The following is a 24,089-nucleotide window of genomic DNA, read 5'->3' as shown; positions in this document are numbered from 1 at the left end:
CGGGCGAATGACCGCGCGGCGTCGGTGGCGCAGCGAACGGGACCGGCCCCCGATCCGGCCTGGGGTTGGTGTCGGATCGGGGGCCGGAGCTCCTCCGCGGCGGGGACCGGGGGACCGGTCCCGCTCGGCGCTACCTGGTGACGGTCACCGTCACGACGCGGCTGTAGACCACGCTCGCGCCGGGCTGCGACACCTTCAGCCGGTACTGCCAGCCGCTGCGCGCGAGGAGGGCCTTCTTCTCCGTCAGCGTGGACGACGTGCCGGTCACCGCGCTGCCGGCGTTGCGCCACTTGCCGTCGGAGCCCTTGACCTCCCACCGCAGGCTGGGGGCCGGGTCGGCGTCGACCGAGGCGCTCAGCGAGAAGGACCCACCGGCCGCGACGGTGACGGACTCCGGCTGCGCGGTGAAGGTCACCGCACGCAGCGGCACCACCTTCACCGAGGCCGTGCGGCCCGCACCGGCGCCGTTCACGGCCGCCACCGAGAAGGTGTGGAGCTTGCCGTTGGTCAGGCCCTCCACCGTGCACCCGAGGGTGGCTCCCCCGGGCACCAGGCACACCGTCTTCGAGCCCTCGGCCGTGGTCTGCACGACGACGTAGCCGGTGGGGCGCTGGGGGTTGTTGGCGACCGACGGCGGCGCCCAGGTGAGCGAGACCGTCCCGTCGCCGCGCACGGCCTTCAGGTTCTGCGGGGCCCGCAGCAGGCGCGAGACGCGCAGGGTGGCTGCCTCGGACCGGACGGTTCCGGCGGAGTTCGTGACGACCGCGCGGTAGCGGGCGCCGTCCACCTGGGCCGATCCGGTCACGCTGAGCGTGGCGGAGTCGGCGGTGGTGAGCGTCGTCCACGGGCCGTTGCCGAGCGAGCGCTCCCAGGTGACGGTCGGGACCGGGGTGCCGCTGACCTCGACGGTGAACTCGGCGACGCGGCCGTCCATGACGTCGGCATCCTTGGGCTGCGTGGTGACCTGCGGTGCCACGGCGGGCACCGCGGGGGTCACGGCGACCGATGCCTCGGACGCCGCCGAGACGCCCTCGGCGTTGGAGGCCGTGACCGTGAAGGTGTACGCCTGACCGTTGATGAGGTCGGGCACCGCCAGCGAGAGTCGGCCGTCGGAGCCCGGCGTGAACGGCGGGAGGAGGTCGAGCGCCGTGTCCTGGCCGACCACGGTGACCGTGTACTGGGTGATGCTCGTGCCGCCGTCGGAGACCGGGGGCAGCCAGGACACCGTCGCGGAGCCGTCGCCGGCCACCGCCTGCACGCCCGTGGGGGCGCCGGGGACGGTGGTCGCCTTCGCCACGACTCCGGCGCTGGCGGTCACCGAGGTGTCGGTGTAGCCCGTCTTCTTCCCGATCACGCGCACGCTGAGCTTCTTGCCGATCAGGTCGGCGGTGGGGGTGAAGCTCGCGCTCGTCGCTCCGGAGATCGAGCTGTTCGCGGTCGCGTCGATCCACTGGTAGGAGTACGTCACGTCACCCTGCGTGGCGTCGCTGACCTGAGCCGTCAACGGCAGACCCGCCTTCGGTGCGGTCGTCGAGGGCGTCACCGTGAAGCTGAACGTGCCGAGCACCGGCCCCACCGCGGTGGAGTACTTCGTCACGTCGGGGTAGCCGCTGGCCTTGTAGGTCACGCCGAGTCGGTAGTAGGAGCCCTGGACGGCGTTGGCGAGCCGAACCGGCGGCGGGGGAACCGGCGGGAAGGTGATCTGGAACCCACCGGGTCCACCGGACGACGTGCTGCCCGCGCTCGCGCGCACCACTCCGGACGCGCCCGACACGTCGGTCCACGCGGTGCCGTCGGTCGAGACCTGCCACTGGTAGGCCTGCTCGGCGTTCTGGACCGGTCCCGGCACGCCGAGCATACCGACGATGGCCGCTCCGGCGACGCCGTTGGGGCCGTACGGCGACGGGCCGCTGGCGAGCGGCTCCGGCGTCACGGTCCACGCGGACAGCGGGGTCACAGCGGCGGAGGGCGCGGACGGCACACTGCCGCCGACGCTGTTCAGGGCTCCCACCTGGAAGGTGTACGACGTACCCGGGGTCAGCCCGGGCACCACGCAGGAGGTCTGGGTGGGCCCGGTGGTCTCACAGCGGTTCATGCCGGGCGAGGACACCACGACGTACTTGGTGATGGGCGAGCCGCCGTCGGAGGCGGGCGGCGTCCACGACACGGTGGCCGAGGCCGCTCCGGCCACCGCCGACACGCCCGTGGGCGAGCCGGGCGCCGTGGCGGCCGGCACCTGGGGAGCGGTGGTGAGGCGGATGTAGCCCACCCCGCTGTTGAGCCCGAGGGTCGACTCGGTGGCGATCGAGCCGGTCAGGCCAGCGGAGTAGCCGTAGCCGCCGGTGCTGGCGAGGGACTGCACGCCGCCGTCGCCGCCGAAGTAGCCGCCGCCGCCACCGCCGCCGAGGCGCTGACCGGCGGAGACCCCGGGGTCGCCGCCGTTGCCGCCCAGGCCCGGGGTGATGGCACCCGCGGAGGTGATCGTCGCGGGCCCGGTGCCGAAGTCCGGCGGAACCGTCGAGGTGCCCGCGCGCGAGGCGCGGGTCTTGCTGTAGTAGATCTCGGGCTTGGGTGCCCCGGTGCCGTTGCCGCCGACCGCAGCCGGGTTGCCGCTGTTGCCGCCGCCACCGCCTGCGGCGGCCACGATGGTCTTGGTCGAGGTCAGGCCGAGGAAGGTGCCGCCGCCGCCGGTCTGGTCGCCCGCGTTGACGCCCTTCGCGCCGCCGCCGCCGAAAGCTCGCCCACTGGTCGCGTAGTTACCGGGCGCGCCGATCACGAACACCAGCTCCTTGCCCCCGGCGCCCTTGAGGACGCCGCGGACCTTGCCGCCCTTGCCGCCGCTCGTGCCGAGGCTGTCGGCCGAGGCTCCGGCCACCTCGACGGTCACGTCGCCCACCGACGACGGGAGGGTGAACGTCTCCTGCTTACCGGCGTACTCGAGATCGAGCACGCAGACGTTGCCGTCGAGAGAGAAGCTGGTCGGGCAGGCCGCGGCCGCCCCGGCGGGCGATGCCCCACCCACCGCCGCCAGGCCGGCGAGACCGGCTGCCGCAGCGACGGCCGCGGCCGTCGTCCTGCGGGTCGAGAACCTGATCGAGAACCCCATGTGTCACCCCTGTGTGAACTGCTGATCGCGCACCGATGCAGAGCCGAGATGCCGACGCGGGCGCCTGGGAGCAGACGCGTGGGTCATTCAGCACCATCGATGCATCGGTCCGCAGCCGATTCCGAAGATCGGGCGCCAGATGAGCCGAAGTCCCATTTCGGGGAGATGTCGTGCGCGCTCACGCACCGGGGCAGGACTGATCGAACGATCAGTCCTGCGTGGGTCGCGGCGGGGCATTCGGGGCGATCCGGCGAGCCCATGGGACTCTTCTGTTCGGTTTACTGATAAAGTTGAGTGAACTACTGTCTTTAGGGAGTCACCATGACGCGCCGGCTTCGCGATCTGCGGATCGCCCTCCCCCTCGATGCCGATGCTCTCGGATCGCTGGCCGACGGTTCCACCCGCGCGACCCCGCCGCCCGCCGCGGCCCTCCCGTCATCGAGCACCGAGCGGCCCAACGTCCTCATCATCACGATCGACGACCTCGCCAGCATCGACATGCCCTACCTCCCGCGCGTGCGGCGGCTGATGGAGAGGGGCGGCGTCGCGTTCAGCGACGCACTCGCACCCACGCCGCTGTGCGCGCCGTCGCGGGCCTCGCTGCTGAGCGGGCAGTACGCCCACAACCACGGCGCGCGCACCGTCAACGGACCGAACGGCGGCTTCATCGCCTTCGACGACCGCGACACCCTGGCCACCGCGCTGCAGGGCGCGGGCTACGACACCCTCTTCACCGGCAAGTACATCAACGGCTACGGGCGCGAGGACCGCACGCACGTGCCGCGGGGCTGGACCGACTGGCGCGCCACGGTCGACCCGTCCACCTACAACTTCTTCGACCCCCTGATGAACATCAACGGCGCCGTGCAGCGCTCGCGCGGTTACACCACCGACGTGATGACGCGGCACGCGCAGGAGATGATCACCGCCGAGCGCGGCGAGCGCCCCTGGTTCGCCTGGGTCAACTACGTGGCGCCGCACGTGGGCGGCCCCGCCGGGCCGGGCGATCCGCAGACGCTGTTCCCCGACAGCCCGGCCGGTCGCTTCGAGACCACCGTGCCGGCGCCGAAGGACCGCGACCGCTACCGTCGCGTGCCGCTGCCGCTGTTCCCGAACTCCTTCCCGGACGGCGACCCCACCGTCCCGGCGCACGCGCCCGCGAACACCCAGCGCTTCGACGCGCTGGAGAAGCGGGCCCTCGGCATCGTCTACCGGCGTCGCATCGAGGCGGCGCGCGGCCTCGATCGCGCGGTCGCAGCGCTGTTCCGCACCCTCAAGCGCTCCGGGCAGCTCGACCGCACGCTCGTGATCTTCCACTCCGACAACGGCTACGCCATCGGGCCGCACAACCTCAACGGCAAGCGCTTCCACTACGACGAGGCGCTGCGGGTGCCGCTCTACCTCCGCGGCCCCGGCCTGCCCCGCGGGGTGGAGGTCGACACGGCCGTCACCGTGCCCGACCTCGCCGCCACCGTGTACGCCGCCACCGGCGTGCCCCCCGCCCGGCCCCACGACGGCATCGACATCCGCCCGCTGGTCGGCGCGGCGCCGCAGGTGCGCGTCGTCCCCATCGCCGCGTGGTCGGCGGTCGGGGCCCGCAAGGAGGCGCGGGAGATCTTCGCCGGCCTGCGCGTGGGCGCGTGGACCTACGTGGAGTACCGCCGCGGCGGCGCCGAGCTCTACGACCGGTCCACCGACCCGTTCGAGATCCGCAACCTCGCCGACCTCCCGGAGTACGCCGACGTGCGCGCCACGCTGGCGCAGCTCACGCTGCGCTACCGCGACTGCGCGGGCGACACCGCACCGAAGGACCTCCACGACGCCTCGTCGCTCAGCGGTCCGGACACGACGGTCGCTCCGTCGTCCACCGGCTCGGCCCGCCGCCTCGCCCGCCGCTGACCCCCGCACCCCGGGCGCGGATGCTCGGCGGTGGAGCGGGTATCGGTCGACGTCGGTGCCACAGCGAGCAGGAGACGTGCGATGACGAGGTTCGGCTACACCCTCATGACCGAGCAGAGCGGGCCGCGCGAGCTGGTGCGCTACGCGCAGGCGGCCGAGGACGCCGGCTTCGACTTCGAGGTCTCGAGCGACCACTACTCCCCCTGGCTCACCGAGCAGGGTCACGCCCCCTACGCGTGGACGGTGCTCGGTGCGGTCGCACAAGCGACCTCGCAGGTCGAGCTGATGACCTACGTGACCTGCCCGACGCTGCGCTACCACCCGGCCGTCGTGGCCCAGAAGTCCGCGACGCTGCAGATCCTGGCCGAGGGTCGCTTCACCCTCGGGCTCGGCAGCGGCGAGAACCTCAACGAGCACGTGGTCGGCGCGGGCTGGCCGGCGGTGCAGGACCGCCAGGCGATGCTCGTCGAGGCCATCGAGATCATCCGCTCGCTCCACACCGGCGACCTCGTCGACCACCGCGGCGAGTACTTCCAGGTCGACTCCGCGCGCGTCTGGGACGTGCCGGAACAGGGCGTGCCCATCGGCGTCGCCGTGGCCGGTGACCGCGGCATCGAGCGCTTCGCACCGCTGGCCGACCACCTCATCGCCGTCGAGCCGAAGTCCTCGCTCGTCGAGAGCTGGAACGGCGTGGACGGCGCCCCGCAGATCGGCGCGACTGGCTCTGCCCGCGCGATCGGGCAGATCCCGATCTGCTGGGACCCCGACCGCGACGCCGCGATCGCGAAGGCCCACGAGCAGTTCCGCTGGTTCGCCGGCGGCTGGTCGGTCAACGCCGACCTCCCCACCCCGGCCGGCTTCGCCGGCGCCACCCAGTTCGTGCGCCCCGAGGACGTCGCCGACTCCATCCCCTGCGGCCCCGACCTCGACGCCGTCGTCGCGGCCGTCAGCGCCTACTGGGAGGCAGGCTTCACCGACATCGCGCTCGTGCAGATCGGGGACGACGGCCAGGACCGCTTCCTCGACGAGGCCGCCGGGCCGCTGCTCGAGAAGCTGCGCGCGGCAGCCCCCGACTGACGAGCCTTCCGGCGTTCCGTTCTTGACTCGTCCTCGGCCTCGAGAACGGCGGCACCTGCGCCTGCCAGCGCGGCAGTGCTCACCCGATGCGTTGGGTCACCCACGGCTCGACGTTGTCGACGAGCCGAGCGATGGTGGGGCTGTCGTAGCGGGCGACGTCCGAGCTCGCGGCGGCCTCGGCGACGGCCGCGGGGAGTTCGGCTGCCTGCCTGTCGATCTCGGCGAGGAGCCAGTCGGTGTCGACGTGCAGGGCCCTGGCGGCGCGCTTCCACGTGCTGACGGTGACGCTGGTGGCGCGGAAGGTGCCGTCAACGCTCATCGACAGGTCTGTGCCGCTGCCGTTGGCGTAGGCGAGGTGGCTGTTGAGGTCGTAGAGCGGGGAGAGACGGACGGTGTCGCCGGACAGCAGCAGGGAGTAGTTGCGGGCGTGGGCGTCGGTGCCGCAGGTGAGCCAGTTGAAGATCAGGGCCTGGGCGAACCGCCGGGTGTCCTCGGCTGGCCTGCTGCTCGTGGTGTGGATGAGGTCGGCGACACGGACGGCGTCCGGCCCACCCTGGCTCTCGTACTTGCGGCCGGGCCACTCCGCGAGCGCCTGGCACATGTCTTCTTGATGGACGCGCACGAAGCGTTTGCCGTCACTGGTGCGGCGCCGGTCGTAGCGGGTGACGACGATGGCGCGCTCATCGTCGAACTCCTCGATGGCCACCGGCGCGGCCGTCAGCTTGAGGGCTCTGGCGGTGCGCATCGTGACGGCTTCAAGGAGGTCCTGGTCGTCCATGCCGGGGATGGCGGGCTTCAGGATGTGGGTCGACGGGACGGCGCCCGATGGGTCGGACCAACCATCGCCGGGGCCGCCGGTGCGATGCAGAGCGATCTTGGCTCGGGCGCCCGCGAGGGAGAACTTGCCGACGGCGTCGTCGTCGAGGCTGACGGGCATGTTGGCCTTCGCGCGCCGCAGCATCTCGGCGATGTCGGCGTCGGTCAGGGGTTTCAGGACGCCACCCCCACCTCGGACGACGTCGAGCCGGTCGGGGCGCACGAACTGGGCCGCGCCGGCCACGTCTTCGCCGACGTGACGCAGGAGCGCGAATGCGCTCAGGTCGTCAGCGATGCCGAATCGCCTTCGCCACTGGTACAGCGTCTCGGGCCGGTCGGGCAGAAGTCCTTCGAGCCACGGGGTGAGTGCCTTGTCACGGTACCGCTGGGAGCGGTCCGTCATCGCCACTGACAGTGGCGTCGGGCCGGGGTCGGTGTCGTAGCGCAGTCGGGTGGCTTTCGGGCCGGTCCGTTGAACCTCGCCGACGACGCGACCGTTCATGACCACGTGCAGGACGAACTCGTCTGCGGACCTATGCCTGGCCGTCACGACAGGTCATCCAGTAGCGCGTCGAGGTCGACGACCTCCTCCTGCTCTGCTGCGGTGGGGGCGAGACCTGTCTCGGTGGCATGGGAGGGCACGAGCGCAGTTGCCTTGCCGCTGGCGTTCGGGCTGGCGTCGAGGTTGATGCTCACACCGAGGGCAGCCGCGACGCGCATGACCATGTCGATCGGGGCGGTGGGTTTGTCGCCCATCTCGAAGGCGTTGAGCCACTGGCGGCCCACGCCTGCAAGGTTGGCCAGGGCCGACTGGGTGATGGCCTCGGCCGTGCGGACGTCGCGCAACGCCGGGCCGAGGTCACTGGCCCTCCGAACGCGCACTGTCGCCATACGGCGACACTAGCATTTGTCGTTGTTCGGCGACATTTCCAGGAACACCGAGAATGCGAAACAGCCGACGGCAGACGGCGATGGTTGAACCAGTCGACGAGTTCGGCGGCCGACGGCGAACTCGTCGTTCGCGCCGAACAGAGCCTCGCCGACCGAGGAATCCCCATCCCTTCGCCCGAGCGGTAGCCCAGCAAGACATCCGACGACGCGCGCTCGTGCAGTCGCGGACGACGGCCAGGACCGCTTCCTCGCCGAGGCGGCCGGGCCGCTGCTGGAGGAGCTGCGCGCCGCCGCACCAGCCTGACCGTTACCGGCGCACGCACCGCACCACCCGGTCGCGGTGGCCGACCCGGTCCACCGCTGTCACCTCGAAGCAGGTACGACCTCCGTCACGCCCCAGGCGGACCGAGGTGGTGGCAAGGTGGCGCCACTCCGACGGCGCGATCCAGCGGGCCGCGTTCGCCCCCCTGCGGTAGCGCACTGAATAGTGGCTGATTCCGAAGTGGTCGCTGGCACGGAAGACGAAGCCGAGCGTTCGCAGCCGTGAAGTATCGATCGTCGCCCGAGTGACCTCTGGATCGCGTCCGTCGACGCTGGTGCAGCGGCTTGGGGACCACGCCGACAGGTTGCCGGCAAGGTCACGCGCGCGGACCTGGAAGCAGGCGGTCCACTCGTCGGCGTACGAACGCCGCACGGAGCGCTGCATGGGGGCGGAACGGATCGTCGACCACGCAGACAACCTTCCGGTCGGGCTCAGGGTGCGGACCCGGACATTGTAGGAGGCGACACCCGCAGGCACGGCTCCGCGCGGAGGAGACGGGTCGTCGAACCGCCAACCGAAGGTGAGTGCAACCGAGCTGCCGGACACTCCTTCGCCAGGCACGTAGCGTGCCGATCCCGTGGTCGCGACCAGGCTCGGCGCGGTCTGGTCGGCGCCGAGGTGGGGAGTGGTCAGCCAGTCGAGGTCGGCGCGGTGGACACGCCCGAAGGCATCCGACCAGACCAAAGATTGCGCGCCAGCATCGTCATCGGCGACGCGAGCGACCCCCCCTACCGACGTAACTCGTCTCGTGCCCGACGTCGAGAGAAGTGACCTGGATCGAGTCGTCGGGCCCGACGTTCGGCGCGTACACGAAACCGGCGCCAAGGTGCCATTGATTTGCTCCGAACCTGGTGTCGGGGAGCTTGTAGGGCGCCACCACGCCGTCGAGATCGAAGACGACAGGTCCGTCGTGGCAACGGGCCAGCACCCAGCGCCCACGGACGACTACGGTGGTCCAGTAGGCAGCGCACCCCGGTCCGAGGTCGAATCGGCGAACGGGAGCTCGCCCGGAGGTGTCCATGCCCTCGAGGGTCCGCTGGTCGACCACCCTCCAGAACCACGTGCCGCCAGCACTGCCGTCAGCGCTCAATCGGCTGGGAGTCGATTGAACCGATCTCGCCGGGTGTCGCCGCCCAGATTTGCAAGCGCACGCCGCTGCCGCCGGGCGACTCCGGTCCTTGCGGCGCTCGGGCCAGGCTTCACAGGCAGGCGCCACGGTTCGGAATCCCGCCCCCGGGCAGTCGCTACGTGGGGCGTTCGGCCACCTCGTCAAGCACCGGCAGGACCACCTCCGCGACCTCGTCCATTCCGTAGCGCGAGACCAGGAGTCGCACGATCTCGTGAGGCGACTCCCCGGTCCGCCGGGACGACATCTGGCAGATGGCGCGCGCTGCGAGTTCGGGACTAACGTCGGCCGTGTTGGCAGCAAACTCCTTCGCCGTGAGGACTTGGATGTTTGCCGGCACGCAGTCGACCGGGAAGTGCTTGAGGTTCTCGGTCACGATGGCACCAGCGCCGCCCACTACGGCGGCCGCAACCACATGCTCATCATCAACGTCAGGCAGCCCGTAGGAGCCCTCTAGGGGCTCCCAGCCGACTACGAGTGCATCATCGAAATGCTCACGCAGGTTACTCAGCAACTTGTCGGCTGCGATCAGAGCTACAGCCGCGTCGGTGCCGCGGTCGACGAGCTTGCGCTGTTCGTGGCGGTGCAGTTCCTCGAGAATCGCCTCGCTCCACAGCGGACGGTACAGGCCCTCGATAGCCATCGACATCAGGAAGTCTCGCTGGACGCTCGGCCAGAGCACGCAGGTGTCGAGGATGGCGGCGAACACGCCGCCATCCTCTCAGCCCTAACGATCCAGGCGCTCTACTTTGCCGCGCGTGCCCGCCGTTCCGCCGCCACCTCGGCGCGAATCCGCCGGAACCGTTCCTCGGCCGTCTCTGTGTCCTCGGGTTCCTCGGCATAGTCTCCGGAGGTCTCCAACAGCGCCCGATACTGCGCATCACGGCGCCGCTCGCGATAGGCCAGCAGGTCGTGAAGCTTCACCATCCGACGCCGGGTGCCTGGAGTCTCCGCGGGCAGTTCTCCGGCGTCAATCAGCTTCACCACCGTAGGCCGACTGACTCCTAGGAGGTCGGCCGCCTGTTGAGTCGTTAGGAGCTTGCTCTGAGGCGCCACCGTCACGGCTCTCCCGGCCTTCATCGCCTCCAGGACCTGCAGCAAGACCCTATGCGCCGACGCGGGCATCTCCACCTGGTCATACTCACCGGCTCCGGCAAGGAAGTAGCGAGGCTCCGGCCGAGCACCTGCGCGATCCTCATGTGCTCTGAGGAAGCTCAGTACCGATGCCATCTGCTCGGTCTGCTCCGGAAGGTAGGTGTGCTGCTCAAGTGCCTGCGATGTCACGGTGACCAACTCCTTCGTTACGAAAGAAGCATACGCTCTTTCGTTTCGTTCGTACACACCCTACGATGTGGATCTGTACCCACGAACCCGGTTCGGGGAGGACGTCCGAACCACTGATAAGCGAGCGTGCCTCTCGGACTCTCAGAGAAGGGCCCGCTTGTGCGGCTGATCTCCTTTCACGTCAAGACGTTCCGCAACGTGCTCGATTCGACCGAGGTCAAGGTCGACGACGTGACCTGCCTGGTCGGTAAGAACGAGGCTGGCAAGTCTGCGATCCTCCAGGCTCTGCATGCCCTCAATCCCGCGAACGCCGCCGAGCCGCTCACCCTGCTCGAGGAGTACCCGCGCTGGCTGAAGAAGGAGCACGAGGTCACCGGCGAGATCAAGGACGCCGTGCCCATCACCGCGACCTTCGAGTTGACTGAGGACGAGGTCGCGACCTTCACCGACCGGTTCGGTGCCGAGGTTCTCACCTCGCCTCGCTTCACCGCCTCCCGCTCCTACGCCAAGCCGGACAAGATCGAGATCGGGGCTCAGATCGACTACGGCGCATTCGTAGGCGCCTTCGTGGCCACCTTGTCCGACAAGCTGGGCAAGGCGATCGGAAAGCCTGCGAACTCGACCGACCTCATCAAGGCGCTCCGCGGCCTGGCCGAGGCCGCGCCTGCCGAAGACACCGAGGCAACAGCGCTCGCCACCGACGCTGGTGACGCCCTCAAGCGTCTGTGGGATATCACTGGCGCCGAGGGTCGCGGTCTGAGGGGCGCCGTCGACGCTGCGCTCAGCGACGCGCTTCCGCGGACGTTCTACTTCAGCACCTACTCGCAACTGGGGGGCCGTTACAACCTCGAGGAGGTTATCGAGGCCGTCTCCGAGGGCAGCGAAGACGACTCCATCCAGGCGGCCGCCGACTTCCTGCGCATCGCGCGGGCGGTGCCAGAGTCGATGGAGGACGCGGACTACGAGCAGTCCAACTCCGAGCTTGAGGCCACCTCGAGCTTGTTGACCAAGCGGGTCCGGGAACACTGGAAGCAGAATGACCACCTCAAGCTTCGGGTGGCGATCGAGGCCCAGACCTACACCATCCAGGGACACGAGCGGATCCGACGGTGGCTGCAGTTCCGCGTGGAGGACCAGCGCCACGACTTCAGCAACCGGCTTGACCGCCGGTCGACCGGCTTCCAGTGGTTCGTCTCCTTCCTCGCTTCCTTCCTGGAGTTCGAGGCCGACCAGAACCTCATCCTGCTGCTCGACGAGCCCGGGCTGTCCCTGCACGCCCGAGCTCAGATGGACCTCTTGGACGCGATCGAAAGCAAGCTGGCCCGCAACCGGCAGGTCCTCTACTCCACCCACTCCCCCTTCATGGTCCGCTCCGAACACCTCAACTACGCCCGCGTCGTCGAGGACCGCGGCCCCGAGGTCGGGACGGTCGTCGACAACGACGCTGGCGCCGTGTCCGACCCCGACACCCTCTTCCCGCTCGAGGCCGCCCTGGGTTACGACATCGCTCAGAACCTCTTCATCGGCCGACGCAACGTCCTCGTCGAAGGTGTCTCAGACTTCATCTACCTCACCGCGATCTCGGGCCACCTCACCAGCAACGGCAAGCCCGGACTCCCGATCGACTGCCGCCTCATCCCTGCCGGCGGCGCAACCAACATCCCGACATTCCTCGCGCTTCTCGGCACCCATCTCGACGTCGTTGTCCTACTCGACGGCAACACCAGCGACCAGCGGATCCAGAACTCGATCGCCGCCGGCCGGGTGAAGGAAGCACGCATCCTGTCGATCGCGTCCTACTGCACCGTCCCCGGCGCGGACATCGAGGACCTCTTCGAGCCGCAGGAGTACCTCGACCTCTACAACGCCACGTATGGCAAGAAGGTCAAGATGACCACTCTCAAGGGCACCGACCGGATCGTGAAGCGGATCGCCCGAGCCGAGGAGGAGTTCGATCACGGCGAGGTCGCCGCGCACTTCCTTCGCAACCTCGAGGGCTCCCTCGATGCCCTGTCGCCAGCCACCATTGAGCGATTCGCCACTCTCATCGCGGCCATCACCGCGGCCCTCCCGCCGCAGGGCTAACTGAGGACTCCTCGATCGCGCTGGCACGGCGAGTTCGTCATGTCCGAGCCCACGAAGGGGCCGGAGATGCATACCGGCTGTCCCTCCTCCATCGTTGATGAGTCGAGCGAAGAGCTCTCGGCGCTCCTCTCCCAGGGGCGTGCACCCCGAGGGGTGCACGGGGTACTGGCAGATCGCGTCAAGAAAGCTGCCACGGATTGATCGCCCGCGCCTACCGCCGCGACTTAGGTGACTGAGACGACGACGCATACCCACACGAGGAGGACGACGCCGCGGCAACGGCGGCAACTAAACATCGGGCATACCGACCCCGACCGGGCGACGTCAAGAATGACAAAGCCCCGAGTCCGAGACCCGGGGCCGGTCACTCACGTGCGCGAGGGGGGAGTTGAACCCCCACGCCCTTTCGGGCACACGGACCTGAACCGTGCGCGTCTGCCTATTCCGCCACTCGCGCGTGAAGCCCCGCAAGGTTAGCCCAGTCGCGCCGAACCACCCAAAACCCCACCGAACCACCGCCCGAACAACATCCGCGGGACAGCGGCGACGACCCGACCGGGCACGCCGCGTCCCGGGTGCGGAGCACCGCCCCCGATACGATCGCGGGGACCCCTGCCCACGGGTGGGGCATCCCACGCGGATGCCTCGCGACGTCCTGGGCACCACCGTGGGGTCACCGACGTTGATCAGGAGACGGGCACCGCGGCCGTCGACGACCACACGGAGAAGAGGAGGGACACGTGAGCGGACTCCAGCGCTTCGAGCAGCGGCTCGAGCAGGCCATCAGCAACGTCTTCGCGCGCACCTTCCGCAGCGCCGTGCAGCCGGTCGAGATCGCTGCCGCCCTGCAGCGCGAGCTCGACAACAAGGCGCAGGTGCTCTCACGCCAGCGCCGCATCGTGCCCAACAGCTTCGTCGTCGAACTCTCGGCCGGCGACCTCGAGCGCATGGCGGGCTTCGACTCGGCCCTCGAGGCCGAGCTGCGCCAGCAGCTCGACGAGCACGCCGCCAACCAGGCCTACGTCTTCCCCGGTCCCGTGCGCATCGCGCTCGAGCCAGCCGACGACCTCACGACCGGCCGCTTCCGCGTGCGCAGCCACGCCGAGGCCGAGGTGAGCAACCAGGCGCGGCCCAGCGCCCGTCCGAGCGCGCAGCGCACCCGCGCCGTCCTCGAGGTCAACGGCACGCGGCAGCCGCTGCAGGCGCCGGGACTCGTGGTGGGCCGCGGCAGCGAGGCCGACCTGCGCATCAACGACCCCGGCGTCAGCCGGCGCCACGCCGAGTTCCTCGTCACCACCGACAGCAGCGGCGCCTACGCCCCCGGCGAGGGCCCGCTGCAGGTGGAGGTGCACGACATGGGCTCCACCAACGGCATCCGCGTCGACGGGCAGAAGGTCGCCCGCGCGGTGCTGCGCGACGGTTCGCGCGTGCAGATCGGCCACACCTCGCTGGTGCTGCGCCTCGTCGACGCCGCCAGCCCCAGCGGCGCCATGAACGGAGGCACCGGTGTCTGAGCTGACCCTCTTCCTCATCCGCATCGCCTTCCTGGCGATCCTGTGGATCTTCGTGCTCTCGGCGATCTCGGTGATCCGCTCCGACATGTTCGGCGCTCGGGTGCCCACCGCCGCAGCCGCCGGCAAGGGCGCCAAGCCCGCCAAGACTCCCCGCAAGGCAAAGGCGGGCAAGGCTCCGAAGGCGCCCTCGCCCAAGCGCGGGCAGCCCACGCAGGCGGTCGTCGTCCAGGGCGTCAACACCGGCATCGTCGCCGACCTCGCGCTCGCCCCGGTGCTCATCGGCCGTGGCAACGACGCCGCCATCCGCCTGGACGACGACTACGTCTCCACCCGCCACGCGCGCATCGTGAGCTCCGGCGGCCAGTGGTACGTCGAGGACCTCGGATCGACCAACGGCACCTACCTCGGCAGCCAGCGCCTCACCCAGGCCGTGCCCATCGGGCTCGGCTCGCAGATCCGGGTGGGCAAGACCATCGTGGAGCTGAGGAAGTAGATGTCGGCATCGACTCCCCTCGACGACCAGGGCGGCACCGGCGCCGCAGGGTCGCCCGGAGCGACCGCGCGCGCCCGGCTCGAGCTGGCCTACCACGCCGTCTCCGACGTGGGCCGCGTGCGCAAGGACAACCAGGACTCCGGCTACGCCGGTCCGTGGCTGCTCGCCGTGTGCGACGGCGTCGGCGGCGCGGCCCGCGGCGACATCGCCTCCTCCACCGCCGTCAACGAGCTGCGCCACCTCGACGAGCCGCCCGGCCCCGTCGACCTGCTCGCCCGCGTCAGCGACGGCATCCAGGAGGCCCACGTGGCCATCGGCGCCCAGGTGGACGCCGACCAGAGCCTCAACGGCACCTCCACCACCGCCACGGTGGCCCTCTTCGACGGCGGACGCCTCGCGCTGGCGCACGTCGGCGACTCGCGGGCCTACCTCTACCGCGAGGGCGAGCTGTCGCAGCTCACCAACGACCACACCTTCGTGCAGAGCCTCATCGACGAGGGCCGCATCACCCCGGAGGAGGCGCGGGTCCACCCGCACCGCAACCTCATCCTCAAGGCCCTCGACGGCATCCACGACGTCGACCCCGACCTCTTCGCCCTCGAGCTCGTGCCCGGCGACCGGCTCTTCCTGTGCAGCGACGGCGCCTGCGGCGTCCTCGAGGACGACGAGATCGCCGCGATCCTCGCCACCGGCACGCCCGAGGCCAGCGCCACCGAGATGGTGCGTGCCAGCCTCGATGCGGGCAGCTCCGACAACGTCACGTGCGTGGTCGCCGACGTCGCCGCCGCCGGCACGCTGCCCGCCGAGGAGCACGCCCAGGTGGTGGGGGCTGCAGCGGACCCGCGGCAGCGGCGTCGTCCTCTCTTCAGGAGCCACCGCGACACCGGCGAGCTGGAGCCGGTGACCGCCGAGATCCCCGAGGGCGTCGACTACGCGATCCCGAGCGACCCGATCCTCGACCCTGAGGCCGCGCGCTACGCCCCGCGCCCGCCGCGGCGCTTCGGCCTGGCGCGGCGACTCTCGGCCCTCGCCGTGGTGCTCGGCCTGCTCGGCATGGGTGGGGCGGCGGCCTACTGGTGGAGCCAGCAGCAGTACTACGTGGGCCGCGACGGCGATCGCGTCGTGATCTACCGGGGCGTGCAGGTGCCGGGGCTGTCGGAGGTCTACCGCGTCTCGAGCCTGCGCTTCGCCGACCTCAGCGAGGTGGAGCAGACGCGGGTGAGCGACGGCATCGAGGTCGACGGCCTGCCCGAGGCGCAGAACACCCTCGACAACCTCGGGCGCGACGCCGGCAGCGACGACCCGCGTCCGGGCGACCCGATCGATCCGAGCCCGACGCCGACGCCCACCCCGTCACCCTCGGCCACCTCCGCCGGTTGAGGACCGTGACCGCCTCCGACGGACCGCTCGCCGCGACCGACAGCCGCCACCACGACAGCAACGGATAGGACAATGGCCACCAACTCCGCCCTGATGGGCTTCGTGCACCGCCGTCGGCGGGGCGCCGAGCTCTTCTTGCTGATCCTGGCGCTGGCCGTCGGGATCGGGGCGTACGCGGCCGTGGGTCTCGGCGTCAACGGCGAGGTGCCCACCAACCTCGTCGGCTACGGCACCTGGCTCACGGTGCTGATCGTGGCCGCCCACATCGTCGTGCGGGTCGTGGCCCCCTACGCCGACCCGGTCCTGCTGCCCGTGGTGGCCGCGCTCAACGGGCTCGGTCTGGCGATGATCCACCGCCTCGACCTCGCCAACGACAAGAGCCTCGCGCCGCAGCAGCTCACCTGGATGTCGCTGGGCGTCGTCCTCTTCGTGGTGGCGCTCATCGTGCTGCCCGACCACCGCAACCTTGCGCGCTTCACCTACACCTGCGGTCTCGGCGCCATCGCGCTGCTGATCCTGCCGATGCTGCCCGTCATCGGGCGCACCATCAACGGCGCCCGCATCTGGATCGCGCTCGGCCCCTTCAGCTTCCAGCCCGGCGAGGTCGCCAAGGTTCTCCTCGTCATCACCTTCGCCGGCTACCTCGTCGTCCACCGCGACGCCCTCGCCCTGGCCGGACGACGCGTGCTCTTCGTCGACCTGCCCCGCGGTCGCGACCTCGGCCCGATCCTGTCGATGTGGGTGGTGAGCCTCGGCATCCTCATCCTGCAGCGCGACCTCGGCTCGAGCCTGCTGTTCTTCGGCCTGTTCCTGGTGATGCTCTACGTGGCCACCGAGCGACCGGGCTGGATCGTTGTCGGCGCGCTGATGTTCTTCAGCGGCGCCGCGGTCGCGTTCCGGCTCTTCGGCCACGTGCAGAACCGCGTCGACATCTGGCTCCACCCGTTCGTCGATCCCTCCGGCGCCAGCTTCCAGCTGGTGCAGGGGCTCTACGGCTTCGCGTGGGGAGGCCTCATCGGCCGCGGCCTCGGCGAGGGCGCCCCGCAGCGGGTGCCCTACGCGGAGTCCGACTTCATCATGGCCACCATCGGTGAGGAGCTCGGCCTCACCGCCGTCATGGCCGTGCTCCTGCTCTACGGCGTGGTGGTCGAGCGGGCCCTGCGCGCGGCTCTCATCTCGCGCGACGGCTTCGGCAAGCTCGTCGCCACCGGCCTCGCGGCCGTCTTCGCGCTCCAGGTCTTCGTGGTGATCGGCGGCGTCACGCGTCTCATCCCGCTCACCGGCCTCACCACGCCGTTCCTCAGCTACGGCGGCTCGTCGCTGGTGGCCAACTGGGTGATCATCGCGATCCTGCTGCGCATCTCCGACCAGGCGCGTCGTCCTCTGCCCGCTCTCGAGGACGACGCCGACGACCCCGACGACCAGCAGACCCAGATCGTGCGGGTCGTCACCGAAGAGGGAGGCGTGCGGTGAACAAGCCGATCCGGGCCGTCTCGATCTTCTGCATGGTGCTGTTCCTGGCCCTCATGGCCAACGCCACGTACCTGCAGTTCATCAAGGCCGACGACTACAACACCGACCCCAAGAACGTGCGGGTCGTCACCGAGGCGTTCAGTCGCGAGCGAGGGCTGATCCTCGTAGGCGAGAACCCCGTGGCACGCAGCGACCCGAGCAACGACCAGTACAAGTTCCAGCGGGTCTACCCCGGCCGCCAGGTGTTCGCGCCCGTCACCGGCTACCTGCAGCTCGGCTCGCAGACCGGCATCGAGCGCAGCCAGAACGAGATCCTCTCCGGCGAGGACCCCCGGCTGTTCGTCAACCGGCTCGTCGACCTCCTCAAGGGCGACACCAACCAGGGCGGCAACGTCGTGCTGACCCTCAGCTCGGCGGCGCAGCGCGCGGCCTACCGCGCCCTGCGCGACACCGTCGGCCCGGACGGCGAGGGCTCCGTCGTGGCGATCCAGCCGAAGACCGGCAAGGTGCTGGCGATGGTCAGCTACCCCAGCTACGACCCCAACGACCTCGCCTCGCACAACGCCAAGGAGCGCGAGGCCGCCTACAACCGGCTCGAGGCCGACGACCGCCAGCCGCTCCTGAACCGCGCCATCCAGACCCGCCTCTTCCCGGGCTCGACCTTCAAGGTCGTCACCGCGGCCGCGGCGATCGAGAACGGCGACTACCAGGCCGACGACCGCGTGCCCGCGGGCGCCACCTGGCAGGCGCCGGGCACCCGCGGCGAGCAGAACGTCATCGACAACGAGGGTCGCGTGGGTTGCAACCCGGCGCAGATCACCTTCGCCGCCGCGATGGAGGACTCCTGCAACACCGCCTTCGCCAAGATGGCGGTCAAGGTGGGGCCGGAGAAGATGCGCGAGCAGGCCGAGAAGTTCGGCTTCAACAGCGACTACCTCAAGGACCTCACCAACCAGGCGGTGTCGATCTACCCCAAGAGCGTCGTCGACACCGTGGACGGCGTGAAGCAGCCGCCGCGCGAGCTCAACGACGCCGAGACCGCCCGCACCGGCTTCGGGCAGTTCGACGTCCAGGCCACGCCGCTGCAGATGGCGATGGTGGCCGCCGCGCTGGGCAACAACGGCAAGCTGATGCGCCCCTACCTCGTGCAGGAGCTGCAGTCGGCGGCCTTCGAGGTGCTGAAGACCACCGAGCCCGAGGAGCTGCGCCAGGCGGTGTCGCCCGGCACCGCCCAGCAGGTCACCGACCTGATGGTCTCCACTGTCGACAACGGCACCGCCTCGCCGGCGGCGATCCCCGGCGTCCAGGTGGCCGGCAAGACGGGCACCGCCCAGCGCGGCGTCGAGGGCGCCCCGCCGTACGGCTGGTTCGTCTCCTACGCGCCGGCGCGCAACGCGCAGGTCGCGGTGGCGGTGATGATCCAGGAGGCACCGGGCAAGGAGATCGCGGGCGGCCAGCTCGGTGGCCCGATCGCGAAGGCAGTGATGGAAGCGGTGCTGAAGCAGTGAACGACCAGACTCCCTTCGGCTTCGCCGACACCGCGCACCGCTACCGGCTGGACTCCCGCATCGCCACCGGCGGCATGGGCGTGGTCTGGCGCGCCACCGACACGCGCCTCGACCGCCAGGTCGCCGTGAAGGTGCTCAAGACCGAGTACGCCGACGACCCGGCCTTCCGCAGCCGCTTCGAGACCGAGGCCCGCAACGCCGCCGCGCTGCACCACCCCGGCATCGCCGGCGTCTACGACTACGGCGCGGGCGAGGAGGATGTCCTCCCGCCCTACCTGGTGATGGAGCTCGTCGACGGTCAGCCCCTCTCGGCGCTGCTCGCCGGTGCCGCCGCTAACGGCCGGGTGCTCGACACCGCCGTCGTGCAGGACCTCCTCGCCCAGGCCTCCGACGCCCTCGGCGTGGCCCACCGCGCGGGGATCGTTCACCGCGACGTCAAGCCCGCCAACCTGCTGGTCACGCCCGACCGGCAGGTCAAGATCACCGACTTCGGCATCGCGCGGGCCGCCGACTCCGTGGCGCTCACCCGCACCGGCTCGGTGATGGGCACGCCCCAGTACCTCAGCCCGGAGCAGGCCCGCGGCAACCCGGCGGTGCCGGCCTCCGACGTCTACGCCCTCGGCGTGGTGGCCTACGAGTGCCTCACCGGCCGTCGTCCGTTCGACGCCGAGACACCGGTGGCCACGGCGCTGGCGCACCTGCAGCAGCCGGTCCCCCCGCTGCCGGCCTCCGTGCCGCCCGGCCTCGCGAGCGTGGTCACCCGCGCGCTGAGCAAGGAGCCCGAGCAGCGCTACGCCAACGGTGCGGCGTTCGCGGCCGCGCTGCGCGATCCCTCCGTCGGCCCGCCGCCGGCCACCGGTGCCGCCACGCAGGTGATGCCCGCGACCTCGGTGTTGCCCCCCGTCGTCCCCGCGCCGGTGCCGGTGCCGGGCACCGCGCCGTTCCAGCGTCTCGACTCCCCCACCGCCTACGCCGGCGAGGAGGAGGAAGAGCGTCGCCGCTCCCCGTGGCCGCTCGCGATCGCCCTCGTGCTGCTGCTGGTGGGCGGCGTGCTCGCCGCGGCCCTGCTGCTCAACAACGGCGAGGACGACGCCACCACGGCCGCCGACGACCCCACCAGCGCCGCATCCACCCCCACCGAGCAGAGCTCGAGCGCCGAGCCGACGCCCAGCGAGACGGCGCCGCCCGAGCCCACCACGGTCGAGGTGAACGAGAACGACTACGCGTGCCGCGAGGACTACCAGCGCGCGGTCAACGATCTCGAGGACGCCGGTCTGCAGGTCACCTGGGAGCAGGACGACACCCCCAACGACGGCACCTGCGACGAGGGCACCGTGTCGCGCTTCTCGCGCAACGGCACCCTCGAGGAGGGTGACCAGATCACCGTCTTCTACTGGGGTCCCGTGGTCGAGGAGACCCCCGACCCGACGCCGAGCCAGCAGCCGGACAACGGCAACGGGAACGGCAACGGTGGCCCGGGCAACGGCGGGCCCGGCAACGGCGGTCCGGGCGCCGGCAACGCGACTCCCCCAGCACCCGGAGGGAACTGATGACCAACACCGGCGAGGGCACCACCGGCCCCGTGGTCGGCGGGCGCTACCAGCTCGGCGAGCTGCTCGGGCGCGGCGGCATGGCGGAGGTCCGCAAGGGCACCGACACCCGCCTCGGGCGCGTGGTCGCGGTCAAGCGACTGCGCACCGACCTCGCCAGCGACGCCACCTTCCAGGCGCGCTTCCGCCGGGAGGCGCAGTCGTCGGCCTCGCTCAACCACCCCTCGATCGTGTCGGTCTACGACACCGGGGAGGAGCGCACCACCCAGCCCGACGGCAGCACCGAGATCGTGCCCTACATCGTCATGGAGTACGTCGGCGGCCGCACGCTGCGCGACATCCTGCGCGAGGGCCGCAAGATCCTGCCCGAGCGGGCTCTGGAGATCACCAGCGGCGTGCTCTCCGCCCTCGACTACAGCCACCGCGCCGGGATCATCCACCGCGACATCAAGCCCGGCAACGTCATGCTCACCCCCGCCGGTGACGTGAAGGTCATGGACTTCGGCATCGCCCGCGCGATGAGCGACGCCCAGTCCTCGATGACCCAGACCGCCGCCGTGGTCGGCACCGCGCAGTACCTCTCGCCCGAGCAGGCCCGCGGCGAGACCGTCGACTCCCGCTCCGACGTCTACTCCGCCGGCTGCCTGCTCTACGAGCTGCTCACCGGCCGCCCGCCGTTCGTCGGCGACTCGCCCGTGGCGGTGGCCTACCAGCACGTGCGCGAGCCCGCCGTGCCGCCGTCGCGCCACGAGGACGACCTCACCCCCGACATCGACGCGATCGTGATGAAGTCGCTCGCCAAGCGCGTCGAGGACCGCTACCAGTCGGCCTCGCAGATGCGCGCCGACATCGAGCGCTACCTCGCCGGTCGGCCGGTGCAGGCCGCGGCCGACGGCCCCGTGACCGCGCCGACGGCCGTGGTGGCGCCCGTGCCCGTCGTCCAGCCCACCGCCGCGACGGCCACCACCTCCGGCGGCCGCCGACGCGCGGACGACGACCGCCGCAACCGCGCCGCGCTCTACACCGTGCTGGCCGCCGTGCTGGTCGCGCTGATCGTGTTCGGCGCCTTCGTGCTGCCCAGGCTCTTTGACGACACCCCCACCGACGTGCTGGTGCCCGGTGTCATCGGCCTGACCCTGGACGACGCCCGCCAGCAGCTGGGCGAGGCCGGCTTCAAGGTCGACAGCTCCGCCTCGGAGTGCAGCGGGCAGCAGGAGGCCGGGCGGATCGTCAAGCAGGACCCGGGGGCGCGCGACTACAAGGCTCCGGGCACCACGGTGAACCTCACCATCTCCACCGGAGCGTGCGAGTTCCCGATGCCCTCGGTCACGGGCCAGCTGCGCGAGGCCGCCGTCACGACGCTCACCCAGTCCGACGTGCGCCAGGGCAACATCACCGTGAAGCCGTGCGACGCCGACGACCCGCGCGGCACGGTGGTCGAGCAGACGCCGCAGCCGGGCACCTCGATCGACACCACCACCCAGATCACCCTGTGCGTCTCCGACGGGCCCGAGAAGGTGCCGGACGTGCGCGGCAAGACCCGCGCCCAGGCCGAGCAGCTGATCAGGGAGGCCGGCTTCAACCCGGTGGCCCGCGACGCCGACCCCACCGACTCCAGCCAGCCCAGGGGCCGCGTGACCGAGCAGGTGCCGAACCCCGGCGAGACCCGCGACCAGGGTGCCGACGTCGTCTTCTTCGTCTCCACCTACGTCAAGCCCACCCCGCCGCCGGACGCCGACGGCGACGGGCTCTCCGACACCGACGAGGCCAGCCGCGGCACGAACCCGAACAACCCCGACTCCGACGGCGACGGCATCCCCGACGGCACCGAGGTCAGCCAGGGCACCGACCCGCTCAACCCGCTCGACCCGGTGCCGACCCCCTCCGCGACGCCGACTCCCTGACCCCGGGTTGCGCCCGGCTCCCGCGAGGGGTGCCGGGCTCAGCGCAGCGGGCGGGCGTACTGCAGGTCGATCACGCCGCGGAAGGCGGGGGCGTCGACGTCGTCGCGACCCTCCATCGCCCAGCCGATGCCGATGAGCGGGTCGGCGGCGTCCTCGCGGTAGCCGGCGACCAGGCGGTCGGCGTCCACCGAGGCCTCGAGGACGGCGGGATCGCCCACCGCCTCGATCACGTAGGGCTGCGGGTAGGGCACGCCCTGCAGCTGCACCGCGTTGCCGCGGCACTTGATGCCGGTGGTGGAGATGACGCGCTGCCCGGCGATCGTGACCGCGCTGGCGCCGCCGTTCCACAGCGCGTTGACCACGGCCTGGATGTCCTGCTGGTGCACCACGTAGCGGTTGAGGTTGTCGGACTTGGCCGCCACTGCGGCGTCGAGGAGATCCTCGGGAGCATCGGAGAGAGTGATGCGCACGCCCGGGCCGCGCCGCGGCGTAAGGCCCGCAGGGTCGCGCAGCTGGTTCGCCGAGCGCCGCGCCTCGACGACCTTCTCGTCGCCGGTGCCGGCTCCGAGGCGGTCCACCTCCGCCGACAGCGAGGTGAAGCGGCGCTCGACGCGCTGGTAGTCCTGCGCCTCCGCCTTCACCAGGCCCGCCAGGTCGGTGTAGCGGCCGGGGCGCAGGTCGGTGCCGTCGCTGTTGGCCGCCGACACCGCCAGCAGGCCGCCGCACAGCAGCACTACGGCCGGCGTGGCCACCCGCCACGCCAGGGGTCGCCTCCGCTCGGCCTGGCCCGGGGCATGGCCCCCGCCCTGGCCGGTCGAGTGGTCGGCGTGCGAACCCGTCATACTGACCAGTGTCCATGACCGGCCCACCGCCGGTCGACGTACACTCCGCCCGGCGGGGCGACACGCGCCCCCCGACGCACGTATCCGACCCGAGGAGCCCTGACGTGGCGAAGCTGCCCCGCCTGTCCAAGAGCAAGGAGAGCGACCCCTTCGCCGACCCCGTCCAGGGACCGGCGGTGAGCGCCCGCTTCGTGATCGCGCTGCTGCTGATCGTGGCGGGCATCGCCTGGATCGCCTACTACTACATCGGCGTGCGCCCCACCGACGGCTTCGGCAGCCTCAACTCGGCCGGCAAGCCCAACCAGCCCACGGGCCCGGGCTTCATCGCCGACTTCGAGGGCAAGAACTACCTCTTCGGCTTCATCGCGCTCTTCCTCGGCCTCGTCGTCGCCGCCCACCCCTCCACGCCCCTGGGCCGCGGCCGCGGCGTCGTGGCGGCGATGCTGGGCTGCTTCATCGTCGGGCTGATCTGGATCTGCGTGTTCTACATCTTCCTCACCGGCGACAACCCGAGCGACGTCCCGATCTTCAACGACCTCGGCCAGAAGAACCTCTTCGTCGGCATCGGCTTCATGGCCGTCGGCTTCACCTTCGCCACGCGCTGGGAGTAGGCGCTTCTCCTTCTCCCGCTGCTGCAACGCGCCGCCGGCGTCCTCGACAGGACGCCGGCGGCGCTGCTTTTCCACAGGCTTTTCCACCGCTGGGGATGAATGACATGCGTGTAGTTCTCCACATCGGTGGAGAACCCTGGGGAAATCGGCGGCGCTCGGGTTGGGGGGTTGGGGGGGGGGGGGGGGGGGGGGGGGGGGGGGGGGGGGG

Annotated in this window: 18 protein-coding genes and 1 tRNA gene; 11 read left to right on the top strand and 8 right to left on the bottom strand. The window is 70.9% G+C overall.

Going from position 1 to position 24,089, the window contains the following annotated elements:
- Nucleotides 1–130 precede the first annotated feature (130 nt).
- The gene (locus tag ACERUN_RS18130; protein WP_370291504.1) at nt 131–3,106 is read right to left on the bottom strand and encodes a fibronectin type III domain-containing protein; all 2,976 of its coding nucleotides are present in this window, start codon (nt 3,104–3,106) and stop codon (nt 131–133) included.
- 321 nt (nt 3,107–3,427) lie between these two features.
- On the opposite strand from ACERUN_RS18130, the gene ACERUN_RS18125 reads away from it, so the two are divergent.
- Both ACERUN_RS18125 and ACERUN_RS18120 read left to right on the top strand, forming a co-directional pair.
- The gene (locus ACERUN_RS18125) at nt 3,428–5,005 is read left to right on the top strand and encodes a sulfatase-like hydrolase/transferase (protein WP_370291503.1); all 1,578 of its coding nucleotides are present in this window, start codon (nt 3,428–3,430) and stop codon (nt 5,003–5,005) included.
- Nucleotides 5,006–5,086: 81 nt separating this feature from the next.
- On the top strand, nt 5,087–6,082 hold the full coding sequence (locus tag ACERUN_RS18120; RefSeq protein ID WP_370291502.1) for an LLM class F420-dependent oxidoreductase: 996 nt from the start codon (nt 5,087–5,089) through the stop codon (nt 6,080–6,082).
- Between the two features lie 79 nt (nt 6,083–6,161).
- Here the strand turns inward: ACERUN_RS18120 and ACERUN_RS18115 are convergent, their stop codons facing one another.
- The 5 genes from ACERUN_RS18115 to ACERUN_RS18095 form a co-directional block, all read right to left on the bottom strand.
- Nucleotides 6,162–7,400 (bottom strand): type II toxin-antitoxin system HipA family toxin, encoded by a 1,239-nt coding sequence (locus ACERUN_RS18115; RefSeq protein WP_370291521.1) that lies wholly within the window; start codon nt 7,398–7,400, stop codon nt 6,162–6,164.
- A gap of 44 nt (nt 7,401–7,444) precedes the next feature.
- Complete coding sequence (locus ACERUN_RS18110; protein WP_370291501.1) at nt 7,445–7,789, bottom strand: helix-turn-helix domain-containing protein; 345 nt, start codon at nt 7,787–7,789, stop codon at nt 7,445–7,447.
- 307 nt (nt 7,790–8,096) lie between these two features.
- Nucleotides 8,097–8,495 (bottom strand): hypothetical protein, encoded by a 399-nt coding sequence (locus ACERUN_RS18105; protein WP_370291500.1) that lies wholly within the window; start codon nt 8,493–8,495, stop codon nt 8,097–8,099.
- Between the two features lie 860 nt (nt 8,496–9,355).
- Nucleotides 9,356–9,946, bottom strand: a complete 591-nt coding sequence (locus ACERUN_RS18100; protein WP_370291499.1) for a PIN domain-containing protein — start codon at nt 9,944–9,946, stop codon at nt 9,356–9,358.
- A 35-nt stretch (nt 9,947–9,981) separates the two neighbouring features.
- Nucleotides 9,982–10,521, bottom strand: a complete 540-nt coding sequence (locus ACERUN_RS18095; protein ID WP_370291498.1) for a helix-turn-helix domain-containing protein — start codon at nt 10,519–10,521, stop codon at nt 9,982–9,984.
- Between the two features lie 159 nt (nt 10,522–10,680).
- Here ACERUN_RS18095 and ACERUN_RS18090 point away from each other — a divergent pair, with 159 nt between their 5' ends.
- Nucleotides 10,681–12,606 (top strand): AAA family ATPase, encoded by a 1,926-nt coding sequence (locus ACERUN_RS18090; RefSeq protein WP_370291497.1) that lies wholly within the window; start codon nt 10,681–10,683, stop codon nt 12,604–12,606.
- Between the two features lie 373 nt (nt 12,607–12,979).
- Here the strand turns inward: ACERUN_RS18090 and ACERUN_RS18085 are convergent.
- A tRNA-Leu gene (locus ACERUN_RS18085) sits at nt 12,980–13,063 on the bottom strand.
- A gap of 283 nt (nt 13,064–13,346) precedes the next feature.
- On the opposite strand from ACERUN_RS18085, the gene ACERUN_RS18080 reads away from it, so the two are divergent.
- The 7 genes from ACERUN_RS18080 (at nt 13,347) to pknB (ending at nt 22,428) form a co-directional block, all read left to right on the top strand.
- Nucleotides 13,347–14,120 (top strand): FhaA domain-containing protein, encoded by a 774-nt coding sequence (locus ACERUN_RS18080; protein WP_370291496.1) that lies wholly within the window; start codon nt 13,347–13,349, stop codon nt 14,118–14,120.
- Complete coding sequence (locus ACERUN_RS18075) at nt 14,113–14,613, top strand: FHA domain-containing protein (protein WP_370291495.1); 501 nt, start codon at nt 14,113–14,115, stop codon at nt 14,611–14,613. The genes ACERUN_RS18080 and ACERUN_RS18075 overlap by 8 nt, the downstream gene beginning before the upstream one ends.
- Nucleotides 14,614–15,993 carry a PP2C family serine/threonine-protein phosphatase gene (locus tag ACERUN_RS18070; protein ID WP_370291494.1) on the top strand — a complete coding sequence of 460 codons (1,380 nt, stop codon included), beginning with the start codon at nt 14,614–14,616 and terminating at the stop codon, nt 15,991–15,993.
- A gap of 72 nt (nt 15,994–16,065) precedes the next feature.
- Entirely contained in the window at nt 16,066–17,466 is a 1,401-nt protein-coding gene (locus tag ACERUN_RS18065; protein ID WP_370291492.1) for an FtsW/RodA/SpoVE family cell cycle protein, read from the top strand.
- On the top strand, nt 17,463–18,974 hold the full coding sequence (locus ACERUN_RS18060) for a peptidoglycan D,D-transpeptidase FtsI family protein (RefSeq protein ID WP_370291489.1): 1,512 nt from the start codon (nt 17,463–17,465) through the stop codon (nt 18,972–18,974). The genes ACERUN_RS18065 and ACERUN_RS18060 overlap by 4 nt, the downstream gene beginning before the upstream one ends.
- Nucleotides 18,971–20,524 carry a serine/threonine-protein kinase gene (locus ACERUN_RS18055; protein ID WP_370291488.1) on the top strand — a complete coding sequence of 518 codons (1,554 nt, stop codon included), beginning with the start codon at nt 18,971–18,973 and terminating at the stop codon, nt 20,522–20,524. The genes ACERUN_RS18060 and ACERUN_RS18055 overlap by 4 nt, the downstream gene beginning before the upstream one ends.
- Nucleotides 20,524–22,428: a Stk1 family PASTA domain-containing Ser/Thr kinase gene (pknB, locus tag ACERUN_RS18050; protein ID WP_370291487.1), complete on the top strand. Its 1,905-nt coding sequence runs from the start codon at nt 20,524–20,526 to the stop codon at nt 22,426–22,428. The genes ACERUN_RS18055 and pknB overlap by 1 nt, the downstream gene beginning before the upstream one ends.
- Before the next feature lie 38 nt (nt 22,429–22,466).
- Here pknB and ACERUN_RS18045 read toward each other — a convergent pair whose 3' ends face one another.
- A complete protein-coding gene (locus tag ACERUN_RS18045) occupies nt 22,467–23,270 on the bottom strand; it encodes a DUF881 domain-containing protein (RefSeq protein WP_370291486.1) in 804 nt (267 codons plus the stop codon).
- Nucleotides 23,271–23,374: 104 nt separating this feature from the next.
- Here ACERUN_RS18045 and ACERUN_RS18040 point away from each other — a divergent pair, with 104 nt between their 5' ends.
- Nucleotides 23,375–23,881: a cell division protein CrgA gene (locus ACERUN_RS18040; protein ID WP_370291485.1), complete on the top strand. Its 507-nt coding sequence runs from the start codon at nt 23,375–23,377 to the stop codon at nt 23,879–23,881.
- Nucleotides 23,882–24,089 lie beyond the last annotated feature (208 nt).

The organism is Nocardioides sp., assembly GCF_964229035.1.
Taxonomy (GTDB): Bacteria; Actinomycetota; Actinomycetes; order Propionibacteriales; family Nocardioidaceae; genus Nocardioides.
The sequence above is the reverse complement of the archived record's forward strand: the minus strand, read 5'-3'. Positions and strand labels throughout refer to the sequence as shown.

Excerpts from the sequence above, each read along its gene's own strand:
- ACERUN_RS18130 (WP_370291504.1), bottom strand. The coding sequence starts at position 3,106 with ATGGGGTTCTCGATCAGGTTCTCGACCCGCAGGACGACGGCCGCGGCC.
- ACERUN_RS18125 (WP_370291503.1), top strand. The coding sequence starts at position 3,428 with ATGACGCGCCGGCTTCGCGATCTGCGGATCGCCCTCCCCCTCGATGCC.
- ACERUN_RS18120 (WP_370291502.1), top strand. The coding sequence starts at position 5,087 with ATGACGAGGTTCGGCTACACCCTCATGACCGAGCAGAGCGGGCCGCGC.
- ACERUN_RS18115 (WP_370291521.1), bottom strand. The coding sequence starts at position 7,400 with ATGAACGGTCGCGTCGTCGGCGAGGTTCAACGGACCGGCCCGAAAGCC.
- ACERUN_RS18110 (WP_370291501.1), bottom strand. The coding sequence starts at position 7,789 with ATGGCGACAGTGCGCGTTCGGAGGGCCAGTGACCTCGGCCCGGCGTTG.
- ACERUN_RS18105 (WP_370291500.1), bottom strand. The coding sequence starts at position 8,495 with ATGCAGCGCTCCGTGCGGCGTTCGTACGCCGACGAGTGGACCGCCTGC.
- ACERUN_RS18070 (WP_370291494.1), top strand. The coding sequence starts at position 14,614 with ATGTCGGCATCGACTCCCCTCGACGACCAGGGCGGCACCGGCGCCGCA.
- ACERUN_RS18065 (WP_370291492.1), top strand. The coding sequence starts at position 16,066 with ATGGCCACCAACTCCGCCCTGATGGGCTTCGTGCACCGCCGTCGGCGG.
- pknB (WP_370291487.1), top strand. The coding sequence starts at position 20,524 with ATGACCAACACCGGCGAGGGCACCACCGGCCCCGTGGTCGGCGGGCGC.
- ACERUN_RS18045 (WP_370291486.1), bottom strand. The coding sequence starts at position 23,270 with ATGACGGGTTCGCACGCCGACCACTCGACCGGCCAGGGCGGGGGCCAT.